Annotated in this window: 9 protein-coding genes and 1 tRNA gene; 6 read left to right on the top strand and 4 right to left on the bottom strand. The window is 32.8% G+C overall.

Annotated elements, in window-relative coordinates:
* Positions 1-3: 3 nt before the first annotated feature.
* A complete protein-coding gene (locus AWE51_RS20255) occupies positions 4-1,527 on the top strand; it encodes a KAP family P-loop NTPase fold protein (RefSeq protein WP_066317407.1) in 1,524 nt (507 codons plus the stop codon).
* A 42-nt stretch (positions 1,528-1,569) separates the two neighbouring features.
* On the opposite strand, the gene polA is transcribed toward AWE51_RS20255, so the two are convergent.
* Positions 1,570-4,398, bottom strand: coding sequence for a DNA polymerase I (gene polA, locus AWE51_RS20250; protein ID WP_099098809.1), 2,829 nt, complete (start codon positions 4,396-4,398; stop codon positions 1,570-1,572).
* A 380-nt stretch (positions 4,399-4,778) separates the two neighbouring features.
* On the opposite strand from polA, the gene AWE51_RS20240 reads away from it, so the two are divergent.
* Both AWE51_RS20240 and AWE51_RS20235 read left to right on the top strand, forming a co-directional pair.
* On the top strand, positions 4,779-6,017 hold the full coding sequence (locus tag AWE51_RS20240) for a metallophosphoesterase (RefSeq protein ID WP_066317399.1): 1,239 nt from the start codon (positions 4,779-4,781) through the stop codon (positions 6,015-6,017).
* Between the two features lie 76 nt (positions 6,018-6,093).
* Complete coding sequence (locus AWE51_RS20235) at positions 6,094-6,390, top strand: thioredoxin family protein (RefSeq protein ID WP_066317397.1); 297 nt, start codon at positions 6,094-6,096, stop codon at positions 6,388-6,390.
* Here AWE51_RS20235 and AWE51_RS20230 read toward each other — a convergent pair.
* Together AWE51_RS20230 and AWE51_RS20225 are read right to left on the bottom strand one after the other, a co-directional pair.
* Positions 6,371-7,033, bottom strand: coding sequence for a polysaccharide deacetylase family protein (locus AWE51_RS20230; RefSeq protein ID WP_066317394.1), 663 nt, complete (start codon positions 7,031-7,033; stop codon positions 6,371-6,373). The two genes, AWE51_RS20235 and AWE51_RS20230, sit on opposite strands and share 20 nt — an antisense overlap.
* Before the next feature lie 53 nt (positions 7,034-7,086).
* On the bottom strand, positions 7,087-10,392 hold the full coding sequence (locus tag AWE51_RS20225; protein WP_066317393.1) for a glycosyltransferase family 117 protein: 3,306 nt from the start codon (positions 10,390-10,392) through the stop codon (positions 7,087-7,089).
* A 211-nt stretch (positions 10,393-10,603) separates the two neighbouring features.
* On the opposite strand from AWE51_RS20225, the gene AWE51_RS20220 reads away from it, so the two are divergent.
* Positions 10,604-10,676: transfer RNA gene (locus AWE51_RS20220), tRNA-Gln, on the top strand.
* Positions 10,677-10,744: 68 nt separating this feature from the next.
* Here the strand turns inward: AWE51_RS20220 and AWE51_RS20215 are convergent.
* Complete coding sequence (locus tag AWE51_RS20215; RefSeq protein ID WP_317041840.1) at positions 10,745-11,578, bottom strand: universal stress protein; 834 nt, start codon at positions 11,576-11,578, stop codon at positions 10,745-10,747.
* 260 nt (positions 11,579-11,838) lie between these two features.
* On the opposite strand from AWE51_RS20215, the gene rimP reads away from it, so the two are divergent.
* Together rimP and nusA are read left to right on the top strand one after the other, a co-directional pair.
* Positions 11,839-12,306 (top strand): ribosome assembly cofactor RimP, encoded by a 468-nt coding sequence (gene rimP, locus AWE51_RS20210; RefSeq protein WP_066317390.1) that lies wholly within the window; start codon positions 11,839-11,841, stop codon positions 12,304-12,306.
* 12 nt (positions 12,307-12,318) lie between these two features.
* The gene (gene nusA, locus AWE51_RS20205) at positions 12,319-13,551 is read left to right on the top strand and encodes a transcription termination factor NusA (RefSeq protein WP_066317388.1); all 1,233 of its coding nucleotides are present in this window, start codon (positions 12,319-12,321) and stop codon (positions 13,549-13,551) included.
* Positions 13,552-13,565 lie beyond the last annotated feature (14 nt).

The raw sequence follows: 13,565 nt of genomic DNA, 5'->3' as shown, positions 1-13,565 counted from the left end.
TTTATGCCAAAACTCTTATCAAACCTACCAATTAAAAACCTTACCGCCGAGACAGATTACCTAGGGATTATTGATAAGGCAAATTTGATTAAAATCTTTTTAGAAGCCAATACAGAAGGTTTTTCTGAAATCAAGATGTTTGCATTATATGGCGAGTGGGGAAGTGGTAAAAGTACCTTGATGAAGTATCTTGAAAAAGAACTAAAAACTTCTTTTAATACTTATTTTTTTGAAGCTTGGGAGTTTGAAAGTGACTCGAATTTATCTTTATCGCTTCTAGAATACTTAATTAAAAAGACAAAATTAGTTGAAGAACAGGTGTCTGAAGAAATTTTAGATATAGCCGAGAAGCTTCTAAGAGGTTTTACCAAATCAATAAGATTGTCGATTCCTGGTTTAAGTATAGATGGTAAACAAATAGTCGAAGCTTTAGAGGGTGAAAAAGAAAAGTCTTTTTTAGAACTTAAAGAAGAGTTTAAAACTGAGTTTGTTAGATGGGAAGATTTTGTTACAAAAAGAGATGCTCCTAAATATAATATTGTTTTTATAGATGATCTTGATCGTTGTGAACCCGAAAATGTTTTGAATCTTTTGTCAGCAATAAAGCTATTGTTTAGTTATGGCAAGAAAACAATTTTTTTCTTTGGAATTGATAAGGAAGCAGTAAGAGCAGCTGTAAAAACCAAATACGGAGAGGTTTTAAAAGCTGATGAGTATTTAGAAAAGATTTTTGATATTTCTTTTTCTATGCCTAGGGATCATGAAATTTCGAAATTGGTAAGGTGTTATTTTCCAAGTCTAACTATAGAGCATAAAGAAATAAAGCAAAAATGGGATGAAGCTATCACCAATTTTTTTAAAGAGCTTAAATTTGATAATCCAAGAAGAATAAAAAAGGTGCTGAATAAATATGTTTTGCTAACCCGAGTAAAAAAAATTGTAAAAGAGCAAACTTATAGTAAATCTATACCTAATATTTTTATTGGAGAAGTTGATAAAAGTAGCTTTTTTGAAACAGTACTAGTGCTATATTTTATAATTATTGAGGAGTTTTATTCAGAATTGTCAAACAGTATTTTTGATTTAAAAAAGAAAAAAAGTAGATATGAAGAAGGATTGAAGCATGTTTTTTCTCATGAAGAAGATTGGGTTGTTAAGTCAGGATTAGAATATATAGGTGACTTTTTTAACTCAAATACTCTTAAAACTCCTTTAAATAAATTGTCGATCAATTACTGTAAAGATGATTTAGTAGCGGGTACGAATCTAAGTGGGAATATTGCGGGTAAAAATAGAAGAAAACTAGGGGCTTTTTATGTTTGTTTGGGACCTGTAGATGTCATAAAAATTAAAGGAAGTTCCCTTGTGCATTTGGATTGGATGGAAGATTTGATCCCAATGCGTAAATCCATAGATTATTTATTTTTTAAATATATTTTGAGCAATCAAATAATTGTGAGTCAATGTGAGAGATTAAGTAGTTTATCTCTATTAGAAATTAAAAGTATGGTTTCAAAACTTCTATAAATCATTAGAAGTTTTGAAACCATATTTTAATACATTTTTGTTTTAATGTGCTTCTAGCCAATTATTACCTAGGCCTAAGTCCACATCTAATGGCACAGCAAGTTTGTATGCGTTTTCCATTTCTGTTTTTATAAGAGTTTTGATAACTTCAAGTTCTTGCTTGTAGACATCAAAAACCAATTCATCATGTACTTGCAATAACATTTTTGTTTTATAATTGCCTTCTTTCAATTTGTTGTGAATGTTAATCATGGCAATTTTTATAATATCCGCCGCACTTCCTTGGATAGGAGCATTTACAGCATTTCGCTCTGCTGCTCCACGAACTATTGCATTTGCAGAGTTAATGTCTTTAAGGTATCTACGTCTGCCTAAAACAGTTTGTACATAGCCATTTTCTCGAGCAAAATCAACTTGCTCGCTCATATAATTACGTAACTTCGGATAGGTTTTATAATAAGTGTCTATCAATTCTTTAGCTTCGCTACGCGATAAACTTGTCTGATTACTTAATCCAAAAGCAGAAACTCCATAAATAATACCAAAATTAACCGTCTTTGCATTGCTACGTTGTTCTCTACTAACTTCGTCAAGAGAAACATTAAATACTTTGGCAGCGGTAGATGCATGAATATCTTCTCCGTTTTTAAAGGCCTCGATCATAGTTTCTTCTTCACTTAAGGCCGCTATGATACGTAATTCTATCTGAGAATAATCTGCTGCTAATAAAGTGTACTCCTCGTTTCTAGGAACAAATGCTTTTCTTACTTGTCTACCTCGTTCGGTTCGTATCGGGATATTTTGTAAATTAGGATTGTTAGAACTTAGTCGCCCTGTGGCAGCAACCGTTTGCATATAATCTGTATGTACACGTCCTGTATTTTCATTAATTTGATTAGGCAGTGCATCAACATAAGTACTTTTTAATTTAGATAGTCCTCTAAAATCTAATATATTCTGAATGATTTCATGATCTTTGGCTAAATATGATAATACATCTTCTGCAGTAGAGTATTGACCTGTTTTGGTTTTTTTAGGTTTATCAACCAATTTCATTTTTTCAAATAAAATAATACCTAATTGTTTAGGGGAAGCGATATTGAATTCTTCTCCTGCTTCAGTATATATTTTTTGTTCAAGGTCTTTAATGTCATTATCCAAATCGTTTGAGAGCGATTGTAAAAATTCTTTGTCAAGATTAATACCCTCGACTTCCATAGCTGCTAAAACACGTAAAAGCGGGATTTCTATGTCTTCGAATAAAGAAATGGTACTTGCTTCTATTAATTCAGGTGCAAAATGTTCTTTTAATTGAAAAGTAATATCTGCATCTTCTACAGCATATTCTGTTTGTTTGTCTACAGGAACTTGCCTGAACGAAAGTTGATTTTTACCTTTTTTACCTATAAGTTCTGTAATTGAAACTGGACTATAGTTTAGGTATGTTTCAGCCAGTACATCCATATTATGTCTCATATCTGGATTGATAAGGTAATGGGCTAACATGGTATCAAACAATACGCCTTTTACTTCGATATCATATTTTGCTAATACCTTGATGTCGTATTTTAAATTTTGTCCAATTTTTGTAATGTTTTCTGCTTCAAAGAATGGTCTAAGTTGTTCGATGAGCTCTTGTGTTTCTTCACGATTCTCGGGACACGGAATATAAAACCCCTTGCCAGATTCCCATGAAAAAGCAATTCCTACTAGCTCTGCCGTTAATGGATCGAGTCCTGTAGTTTCGGTATCAAAGCAGACGTTCTCTTGCTTAAGTAAATTTTGCAAGAATAACTTCATTGCCATCCCGGGGGCAATACTTTGGTAAAAATGCTCTGTATTAGCAATTGTTTTTCTACTAGAATGTGATGCTGTTTCTCCAGGTTGTTCTGTATCTCCAAATAAAGAAAATTGTCCAGCACCGGCTTGGGAAGTTTGTTTTTTTGAAACTTCTTTATTACCCGTTGTTCCAGTAGATGAGGTTTCTTCTGAGAATATTTTAACTAATTGATCTGTTAATCGTCTAAATTCAAGCTCTTCAAAAATAGAACTCACCTTTTTAATATCAGGTTTTGAGACTTCGTAGTCTTCTGCATTAAAAGTAACATCGCAGTCAAGAATTATAGTAGCTAATTTTTTAGAAAGTAGACCTAACTCGGCATTAGCTTCTACTTTTTCCTTCATTTTTCCTTTTAATTGATCTGTATTTGCCAAAAGCCCTTCCATAGACCCATATGCTGCGATAAATTTTTTGGCGGTCTTATCTCCAACTCCAGGAAGACCTGGAATATTATCTACCGCATCTCCCATCATGCCTAAGTAATCAATTACTTGCTCAGGGCGCTCTACCTCAAATCTTTTTTGAACTTCAGGAATCCCCCAAATTTCAATACCATTACCCATTCTGGCTGGGCGATACATAAATATGTTTTCAGAAACTAGCTGGGCATAATCTTTATCTGGAGTCACCATGTAAGTTTGATACCCTTCTTTTTCTGCTTGTTTGGCAATTGTTCCAATCAAATCATCGGCTTCTACACCTGCACGTTCGATAATAGGAATGTGCATTGCTTTTAGTATTTCCTGAATAATAGGTACTGCTATTTTAATGGCTTCTGGAGTTTCATCACGATTAGCTTTGTATTCTGGAAAAATTTCTAAACGATCTTTACTTCCTTGTTTGTCAAAGGCTACAGCTAGGTGATCTGGATTTTCTCTTTTGATAACATCAAATAAAGAGTTTACAAAACCCATTACCGCAGAGGTGTCTTGACCTTTGGAGTTAATTCTTGGATTTTTGATTAAAGCATAATATCCACGAAAAATAAGGGCAAATGCATCTAGAAGAAAAAGACGTTTTTGTGACATGATGTGCGTAAATTTTTAGGAATGCAATATATTGATATAATCGAGAAGATTAAATTAATTAAGCTTCAAAAAAACAGAAAAAAGAAATGCCGTCAAGACCTGACGGCATTTCGCCCCAAAATAAAATTGATAACAATGTATCAACTACTTTAAATGCGTTTGTAATTTTATATAGAAAAAAATTGTTTCTTAAAATAAATAATTCTTCGAAGTTACAAATAAAAATCTTACATGTAAAAGATTTTATTAAGATTTATCATGTTCTATGGGGTTAAATTTAACTGTTTTTAGTGTTTTCTTTATTATATCGTTAATTTTTACTTAAAAATAGTATCATATTAAAAAGGAGAGATAGCTTTGCTTTGTTATTGAATTAGAATATTATGCGTTGGTTAATTCCTATTTTTATATACCTGTTACTCGAGTTCTATGCGTATCAGGCTATCAAAACTCTTACAAGAAATCAAATAGTGCAAATAGGCTATCTGGTTTTATCTTTGGCAATTCTAGGTTATGCAATTTATGTTTTTGCTAATTATGATCGAAGCGTTGGTCCTACAAAGTATAGTTTAAGGGCTAGTGCAATGTTGTTGTTAACAATAGTTCCTAAGTTGATTATAGTGTTGTTTATGTTCGGAGAAGATATCATTAGAGTATGTGTAGCTGGATATACATATTTAACCAATACCTTTTTTGATGGTACAGCAACAGAATATCTTCCTGATCGAAGGAAATTTATAAGTAAGATAGCGATTGGTATAGCCGCTATACCTTTTGCAGGCTTGTTACATGGCATTTTTAGAGGTAAATACAATTTTAAGGTAATTAGTCATGTGTTGCATTTTGAAGATCTTCCTGATGCTTTTGATGGTTTTAGAATTACGCAAATTTCTGATATTCATTCTGGTAGTTTTGATGATGTAGAAAAAATAGAATATGCTGTAGATCTTATTAATGAGCAAGATACCGATATGCTTCTTTTTACGGGTGATATAGTGAATACCATGGCAAAAGAAATGGATGATTGGATAACTACTTTTAAGCGTATCAAAACACCAACATATGGTAAGTATTCTGTATTAGGTAATCATGATTATGGAGAGTACGTTACTTGGGATAGTGAAGAAGAAAAAGAAGCTAATTTCCAGGCTATAAAAGATATTCATAATAAAATTGACTTTAATCTGTTACTTAATGATAGCACCTTTGTTGAAAAAGAAGGAGAACGTATTGCTGTAATTGGAGTAGAAAACTGGGGACATAATTTTAAAAAAGCAGGAGATCTTACAAAGGCATCACAAAAAGTAAGCAAAGAAGATTTTAAGATTTTGTTGAGCCACGATCCTTCTCATTGGGAATATGAAGTTAAAAAACATGATGATCATTTTCATCTTACACTAAGTGGTCACACGCATGGTTTTCAGTTTGGAATCGAGATTCCAGGATTTGTAAGATGGAGCCCGGTACAATATGTATACAAGCAATGGGCAGGTATGTATGATGAAATGGGACGATATTTAAATGTGAATCGTGGATTTGGTTTTCATGCTTTTCCCGGAAGAGTGGGGATTTGGCCAGAGATTACAGTTATAGAATTGAGAAAGGGTTCAAAGCCGTCTTAATTCATAGAAAGTGTTATATTTACAATTGTTTATGGGTAATATATTAGAAAACCTTAAAACATAAAAATTTTTGAACATGTCAAAGTTTGGAGATATAATAGGTATTGGTGTTCCGGTGTTGCTGGACTTTTATACCGAATGGAATGAGCCGTCTGTTTCTATGCATCCCGTATTGAAAGATGTGGCTGCTGCTCTTGGTGATAAGGGTAAGGTTATAAAAATTGATGTAGATAAAAATGAAGAGCTTGCTACTGCATTGCGAATTAAGGGACTTCCTACATTAATGATTTATAAAGAAGGTGAAATGGTATGGCGACAAAGTGGTGAGCAAGATGCTAATACTTTGATAGGTCTTATGAAGGAGTATGTTTAATAGAAATCGCTTCAAAAGTGTAGCCTCTGTTAGAAAAATAATCTAAAACTTTAGGTAGCGCATATTTAAGGTTGATGGATGCTTTTTTGCTATCATGAAATACCACAATACTTCCCGATTCTGTATTTTTTATTACATTTTGTAAGCATTCCTGCGGAAGAATAGTTTTATCCCAATCTTTTGATAAAACATCCCACAAAATTATTTTGTATCCTAGTTTCTCTATTGTTTTAAATTTAGAATAACTTATCTGGCCATAAGGGGGTCTAAATAGCTTTGTGTATATATCTGTGGTTTGATAATGCTGCAGTATTAGTTCTTCGCAATCACTAATGTTGTCTAGGTATGTTTTAGAGTTGCTTTTCCAGACCTTTAAATGATTCATCGTATGGTTACCAATAGCATGTCCGTGATCTATTATTTTTTTAAAAATATGAGGGTGTTTTTTGATATTTTCTCCAATACAAAAAAAGGTAGCTTTGGCATTGTATAATTTTAACTGTGCTAAAACAAACTCTGTTATTTCTGGTATTGGACCATCATCAAAAGTTAAATATATATTTTTTTCGTTTTGGACATGTAGATCCCAAGTATATGTAGAGAAAAATTGTTTTAGAATTTTTGGGGTCTTTGCAGGGATCAATTTGTTTCAATTAATAAAAAAGAGAGCTTTGTAAAAAGCTCTCTTTTTGAGTTTTATTTTGTAATTGTATCTAAGGAGTCTAATGATTGTTCCTGTTGGTTTTGAAACTCTTTAATTAAGTCTTCTTCTTGTTTTCTTATGGCTTCTTCATCATCATACCCTTCATCTGCAGAGTAAAGCCTTGTAAATAATCCAAGATATCTGTTAAATTCGTCAGCTTTTTCCTCTATCATTTCACGATCTTGATTCATTAGAAGCAGGTCTACAACACTTCGATAACGCTCTACATTTGTAACGATATCCTCGGCATAATTGTATTGTTCTTTAAGATCCAAACTTCCAAAATAGGTGAGTTTTTCCTGATATTTTTTAGCAATTTTATTCCAAAGATCACGAGCTTTTTGTTTTTCTCCTATTTGGTAGTATCCTGTTACATAAGGTTCTAGTAAGGTGTAGTATTCATAATACTCTATAGGCATCTTGTCCATAGCTAAGTCAATAATATCTTTAGCTTTGTCTTTTTTGCCTTCCTTAATAAGAGTTTCAACTAATCTGGCAAGATTACTTCTGTAGGTTATTGCATTTTTTCTAGTTTCTGGGTCATGATATATATCTGGACTATTACTATTACCCCAGTCCCAACTCATAACATTATTATACATAAGCTCTGTATTGATTCTACCCATTTCATATGGATTTCGCTTATCTACTTTTGTACGAATAGGTACTAGTTTGAAGGTAACACCATCAAGTTGTAGGTAATCTTTCATCCATAAGAAATCATCATCTCCATAGCTTCCACCTGTAAAATAGATTGGTCTTTCCCAATTGTTATTGGCAATAATGTCAAGCATTAAAAGCCTATTTTTGAATAATAAATCTCCTTTTAAGTGAATGTCGATATAAGGCACTATAAGATCAGCATCTTCTTGAGATACAATACCATTTTTAAGCACAGCTTCTTTATCTACAGGTATTCTTATATGTTTAGTAGGAAATGTATTTACTTTTTTGCCACTTTGTAGATCGCCTTTGGTTCTTGGGTCATCCGTTTCGATCCATCTCATCCAATTCTTAATAAGCATTGTATCGCTAGTAACAGGTTTAAAGTAAATGGCATCATTATTTCCAAACCTGTAAAAATCATGCGTGAGTTGTGATGGAATTGGCTTGCCTTCATACGCGGCTCTTTTCATCTGATCAATGTACCAATCAGTAGCAAAAAGACTTGTGTTTACTGTTCTAACATCGGTTCTGTATTCTTCTATTTCCTGAGCGTACCATAAGGCAAAAGTGTCATTATCTCCTATGGTAAAAAGAATGGCATCTTTTTGACAAGACTGCAAATACATTTTTGCCATAGCCTGAGCAGTATATCTATTAGATCGATCATGATCATCCCAGTTTTCTGATGCTAAAAGTACAGGAACTGCGAGTAGACAAACTGCGGTTATTATGGGGGCTAAAAGCTTTGGTTTTAGATATCCTTTTAATAAATCAAATAAAGCGTATACTCCAAAGCCAATCCATATGGAGAACACATAAAAAGATCCTACTAATGCGTAATCTCGTTCTCTTGGTTCAAAAGGTCTTTCGTTGAGGTATATTTTTAATGCTAAACCGGTAAACATGAAAAAGATAAATAATACCCAGAAATTTTTCTTATCTCTTTGCAACATAAATACAAAGCCTATTAATCCTAATAAAAGCGGTAAGAAATAATATGTATTTCTTGCTTTGTTTTTAAGGGTGTCAGAAGGTAAATTATCTTGAGATCCTAAGCGCATTTCATCAATAAATGTAATACCGCTTAACCAATTCCCTTCTAGGCTAGTTAATTTACCTTGATTATCATCTTGTCGTCCAACAAAATTCCACATAAAATAACGCCAATACATATATCCCATTTGGTAGTCAAAGAGATATACTACATTATCCCATAGTGAAGGTTTTTCTACATCTATATAGTTTCCAAAAGACTGTAGAAATTTATGATAATCACTATTATCAAGTTTTCCTACGGCATATTCTCTTCTAAATTCGGTAACTGCTTTCAGCAATTCTTCTTCACTTTGGTATTCTGGTTTTATAGTAAATTTTATGGGTCCAGTAAACTCCATATAATTGGCAATATGCTCGGTGCTCCACATTCTTGGTAGAAATGCTTTATGGGCATTATCAAGATTTTGTCTAGCATTTTTCCAATCGTTTACGATGATGTACTTACCTGTTTTAAGGTCTTTTTCGTATTTAGGTTTATCGTCTTCGTACGGATTATTTTCGTCTAATTGAGAATAGATTTCAGTAAACTGAGGACCATAAAATAGATGGGTTTCAGGGTATTGCTCTAGGTTATAATATGCTAATAACTCACGCGCATTATTTGGGTTGTTCTCGTTAATTACGGTACCAGCATTTGCACGAATAGGTAGCATTACCCAACTTGAAAATCCTAATAGAATAAATACAACACATAGTAACAATGTGTTTAGTTGAACATAATCTTTCTTACGAGTGTATTTTATACCAAAGTAAAAGGCTGCTATGATAATAAGTCCAGCTATGATTGTACCTGAATTAAAAGGTAGTCCAATCGAATTTACAAAAAACACCTCTGCAGCTCCAAAGAACTTAAGGGTAGATGGTAGTAGTAATTTAAAAATGAATAAGAGTATTGCAACCACAGATACATTAGCAATAATAAAATTCTTTATAGTTATTTCTTTGTAATTTTTAAAGTAATATAACAGTCCTATAGCAGGTATAGATAATAGTCCCATAAAATGAACTCCAAAGGACAGACCTACTATAAAAGAAATCAAAATAAGCCATTTGTTACCTCTGGGCTTATGCATATCTCTTTCCCAAAGTAATCCTAGATAAAAGAGAACCGATAGTATGCAGATGGCCATAGCATATACCTCGGCTTCTACAGCATTAAACCAAAAACTGTCTGTAAATGTAAATGATAGTGCTCCTACTAGTCCACTACCTAAAACCGCAATAGCCTTACTTTCTGTAAATTCTTCATCTTTTACAATTACTTTTTTTGCCAAAATTGTAATCGACCAAAACATAAATAATATAGAAAATGCGCTAGCAAAGGCAGAAGTCATGTTTACCATTAAGGCGATTTGCGTAGGATCGGTTGCAAATAATGATGCAAAAGCTCCTATCATTTGAAATAATGGTGCGCCAGGTGGATGTCCTACCTGAAGCTTTGATGAAGTAGCAATGTATTCACCTGCATCCCAAAAACTTGCAGTGGGTTCTACGGTTAAAGAGTATACACATAGTGCGATGGCAAATACTGCCCAGCCAATAATTTTATTCCACTTACTAAAGTTGAATGTGCTCATAAAAATGTATTCGGTTATATAACTTGAGGCGAATTTAATAATAAAAATACTTCTACCTTGTTTTTTTTAGCAAACGCTTAACACAAGTTTATATTTTAAATATATATTTCATCTTAGAAAAGAGCGAATTAGTAATTTTAATGTAATAATTTTTAAAAAAATGTTTGCAGAGAAAAAAGAAAGTTTTAAATTTGCACCCGCAAAGATACATTGGTCTATGGTGTAACTGGCAACACGTCTGGTTTTGGTCCAGAAGAGTCTAGGTTCGAGCCCTAGTAGACCAACGCAAAAGGAGTAACAAAATTTGTTACTCCTTTTTATTTTGTGACTATAGAGTGTCTATCTTGTTGAGTTATATTTTAAAAGTTAAGACAGGGCGTTTAGCATGATTAACAACATCTTCTCCAAGACTTCCGTTGATAAAATGGGATATTCCTTTTCGACCATGGGTACTTATACCTATCATACCTGCGTTAATTGACTCTGCAAAATTTAAAATTCCTTTTTCTACGGTGATGTCATTGTAGATGTTAAGTGTATAGTTGTCTATAGGTAGGCCGGAAATAAGATCATTCATTTTGCTTTCAGTTTCGTACGTGGTCTTGAAACCATTTGCGGTATTAATCCATACCAAATGAAGTTTTGCGCCAATTGATTTTGCAAATTCATCTGCTGCAATTAATGATGGTTTGTCTTCGTCATCAAAATTTGTGGCGTACACAAAGTCATTGACTTCAAATATTTCACAATCTTCTTTTATTACCAATGTGGGTTTTTTTGATGTTCGAACTATTTTTTCTGCATTAGAGCCAATAAATAATTCTTCAAAACCTGAAGATCCGTGAGATCCCATAATTATAATATCAACATTGTTCTTTTTACTCGAGTCGATAACACCGTTTAGAACATCTTCAAAACTTACTGTTTCGATAACTTCGATATCCTTAAGGTAATCTTGTTCTAAAACTTCTTCGAACTTTTTGTGAGTTTGCTTCATGAAAAATATAGCTTCTGGAGCTGGGGCTGGAGCGCCAGAAGACATTAGATCAGAGAGGTGCATAGGTAGCTCTAAGATGTGAAGTAAATAAATTTGAGCGTCATTTTTTTTTGCAATTTGAGCAGCTACTTTTAATGCGCTTTCTGCTTGTTCCGAAAAATCTGTTGGCACCAGTATACTTTTAATCATAATCTTGCTTTTTTGAAATAAATTAGTTAATTATTGCATGTATTTAGATTTTAGAATAATCACAAGATGAGTGTTGGGATTAAGAATAGTGTTGTAACTTTCTAATTTTAAGTAGGCTATCTATGACTTTGGTATCTTAAATTTACGAATAAATTCATTCTTTATCATATTTTGAATCTAAGATATTATTACTATCTTTGCACCGTTGAAATTAAAAAACCAGATGGAGGGGACGAAAAGTCCCCTCTTTTTATCTACTTATGTCATTAAAAGATAAGTCTCAAAAATTATTAGAAGAAGCACTAGCGGAAAACCCGTCTTTATTTCTAATTGATTATAAGATTAATCCCGATAATAGTATCGAAGTTATTATTGATGGAGATCAAGGGGTTAAAGTTGAAGATTGTATTGCTATAAGCAGAGCAATTGAGCATAATTTGGATAGAGATGAGGAAGATTTTTCTTTGCAAGTGATGTCTGCAGGGGTTTCTGAAGGTTTAAAGCATATTCGTCAGTACAGAAAGAATATAGGTAGAAAACTAAAAGTGAAAACTAAAGACGAAACAGTAGAAGGGGAATTGATTTCAGTAACCAATGATAACAAGGTTTTGCTTACTTGGAAAACTAGAGAGCCAAAACCAATTGGAAAAGGTAAAGTAACAGTAGTAAAAGAAGCAACTGTTGCTTATGAAGATATTGTGGAAGCAAAAGTTATGATAACATTTTAATTATTCATTGATATGGAAAATATCGCATTAATAGAATCATTTTCAGAATTTAAAGATGATAAGTTTATAGATCGTGTGACGCTAATGTCAATTTTAGAAGATGTGTTTAGGAATGCTCTTAAGAAGAAATTTGGTAGCGATGATAATTTTGATATCATTATAAATCCAGATAAGGGGGATTTAGAGATTTGGAGAAATAGAATTGTTGTAGGAGATGGGGAAGTAGAGGATGATAATCAAGAAATATCATTAACAGCGGCTCAAAAAATAGAACCAGATTTTGAAGTTGGTGAAGATGTGTCTGAAGAGGTTAAGCTTATTGATTTAGGAAGACGTTCAATTTTGGCATTACGACAAAATTTGATTTCTAAAATTCATGAACACGATAATACGAATATATATAAGCAATTTAAGGAGTTAGAAGGAGAGATATATACGGCAGAGGTTCATCATATAAGACATAGAGCAATCATAATGTTAGATGATGAGGGTAATGAGATTATTTTGCCAAAAGATAGACAAATACCTTCTGATTTTTTCCGTAAAGGTGAAAACGTAAGAGGTGTTATAGAGTCTGTTGAGCTTAAAGGTAATAAGCCGGCAATTATTATGTCTAGAACATCTCCTTTGTTCTTGGAAAAACTTTTTGAATCAGAAATTCCTGAAGTTTTTGATGGATTAATAACGGTTAAGAAAGTAGTTAGGATACCAGGAGAAAAGGCAAAAGTTGCTGTAGATTCTTATGATGATAGAATTGATCCTGTTGGAGCATGTGTTGGAATGAAAGGTTCTCGTATTCATGGTATAGTGAGAGAATTAGGAAATGAAAATATTGATGTTATAAATTATACAAATAACTTACAGTTATATATAACAAGATCATTAAGTCCTGCAAAAGTAACTTCGATTAAGATTAATGAAGAAACAAGTAGAGCAGAGGTAATGTTAAGACCAGAAGAAGTTTCTAAGGCAATAGGTCGTGGAGGACACAATATCAGACTGGCTGGTCAACTTACAGGTTATGAGATAGATGTATTTAGAGAAGGTGTTGAAGAAGATGTAGAGCTTACAGAATTTACTGATGAGATAGATTCTTGGATAATAGAAGAGTTCTCTAAGATAGGGTTAGATACTGCGAAGAGTATTTTGGAGCAAGATTTAGCTGATTTAGTAAAACGAACAGATCTTGAAGAAGAAACTGTTAGTGAAGTCCTTAAAATATTAAAATCAGAATTTGAGGATTAATAAACACAATTAAT

The organism is Aquimarina aggregata, from assembly GCF_001632745.1.
Taxonomy (GTDB): Bacteria; Bacteroidota; Bacteroidia; order Flavobacteriales; family Flavobacteriaceae; genus Aquimarina; species Aquimarina aggregata.
The sequence above is the reverse complement of the archived record's forward strand: the minus strand, read 5'-3'. Positions and strand labels throughout refer to the sequence as shown.

Bases quoted from the DNA above. Each gene is read 5' to 3' on its own strand.
- AWE51_RS20255 (WP_066317407.1), top strand. From the start codon at position 4: ATGCCAAAACTCTTATCAAACCTACCAATTAAAAACCTTACCGCCGAG.
- AWE51_RS20240 (WP_066317399.1), top strand. From the start codon at position 4,779: ATGCGTTGGTTAATTCCTATTTTTATATACCTGTTACTCGAGTTCTAT.
- AWE51_RS20235 (WP_066317397.1), top strand. From the start codon at position 6,094: ATGTCAAAGTTTGGAGATATAATAGGTATTGGTGTTCCGGTGTTGCTG.
- AWE51_RS20225 (WP_066317393.1), bottom strand. From the start codon at position 10,392: ATGAGCACATTCAACTTTAGTAAGTGGAATAAAATTATTGGCTGGGCA.
- AWE51_RS20215 (WP_317041840.1), bottom strand. From the start codon at position 11,578: ATGATTAAAAGTATACTGGTGCCAACAGATTTTTCGGAACAAGCAGAA.
- rimP (WP_066317390.1), top strand. From the start codon at position 11,839: ATGTCATTAAAAGATAAGTCTCAAAAATTATTAGAAGAAGCACTAGCG.
- nusA (WP_066317388.1), top strand. From the start codon at position 12,319: ATGGAAAATATCGCATTAATAGAATCATTTTCAGAATTTAAAGATGAT.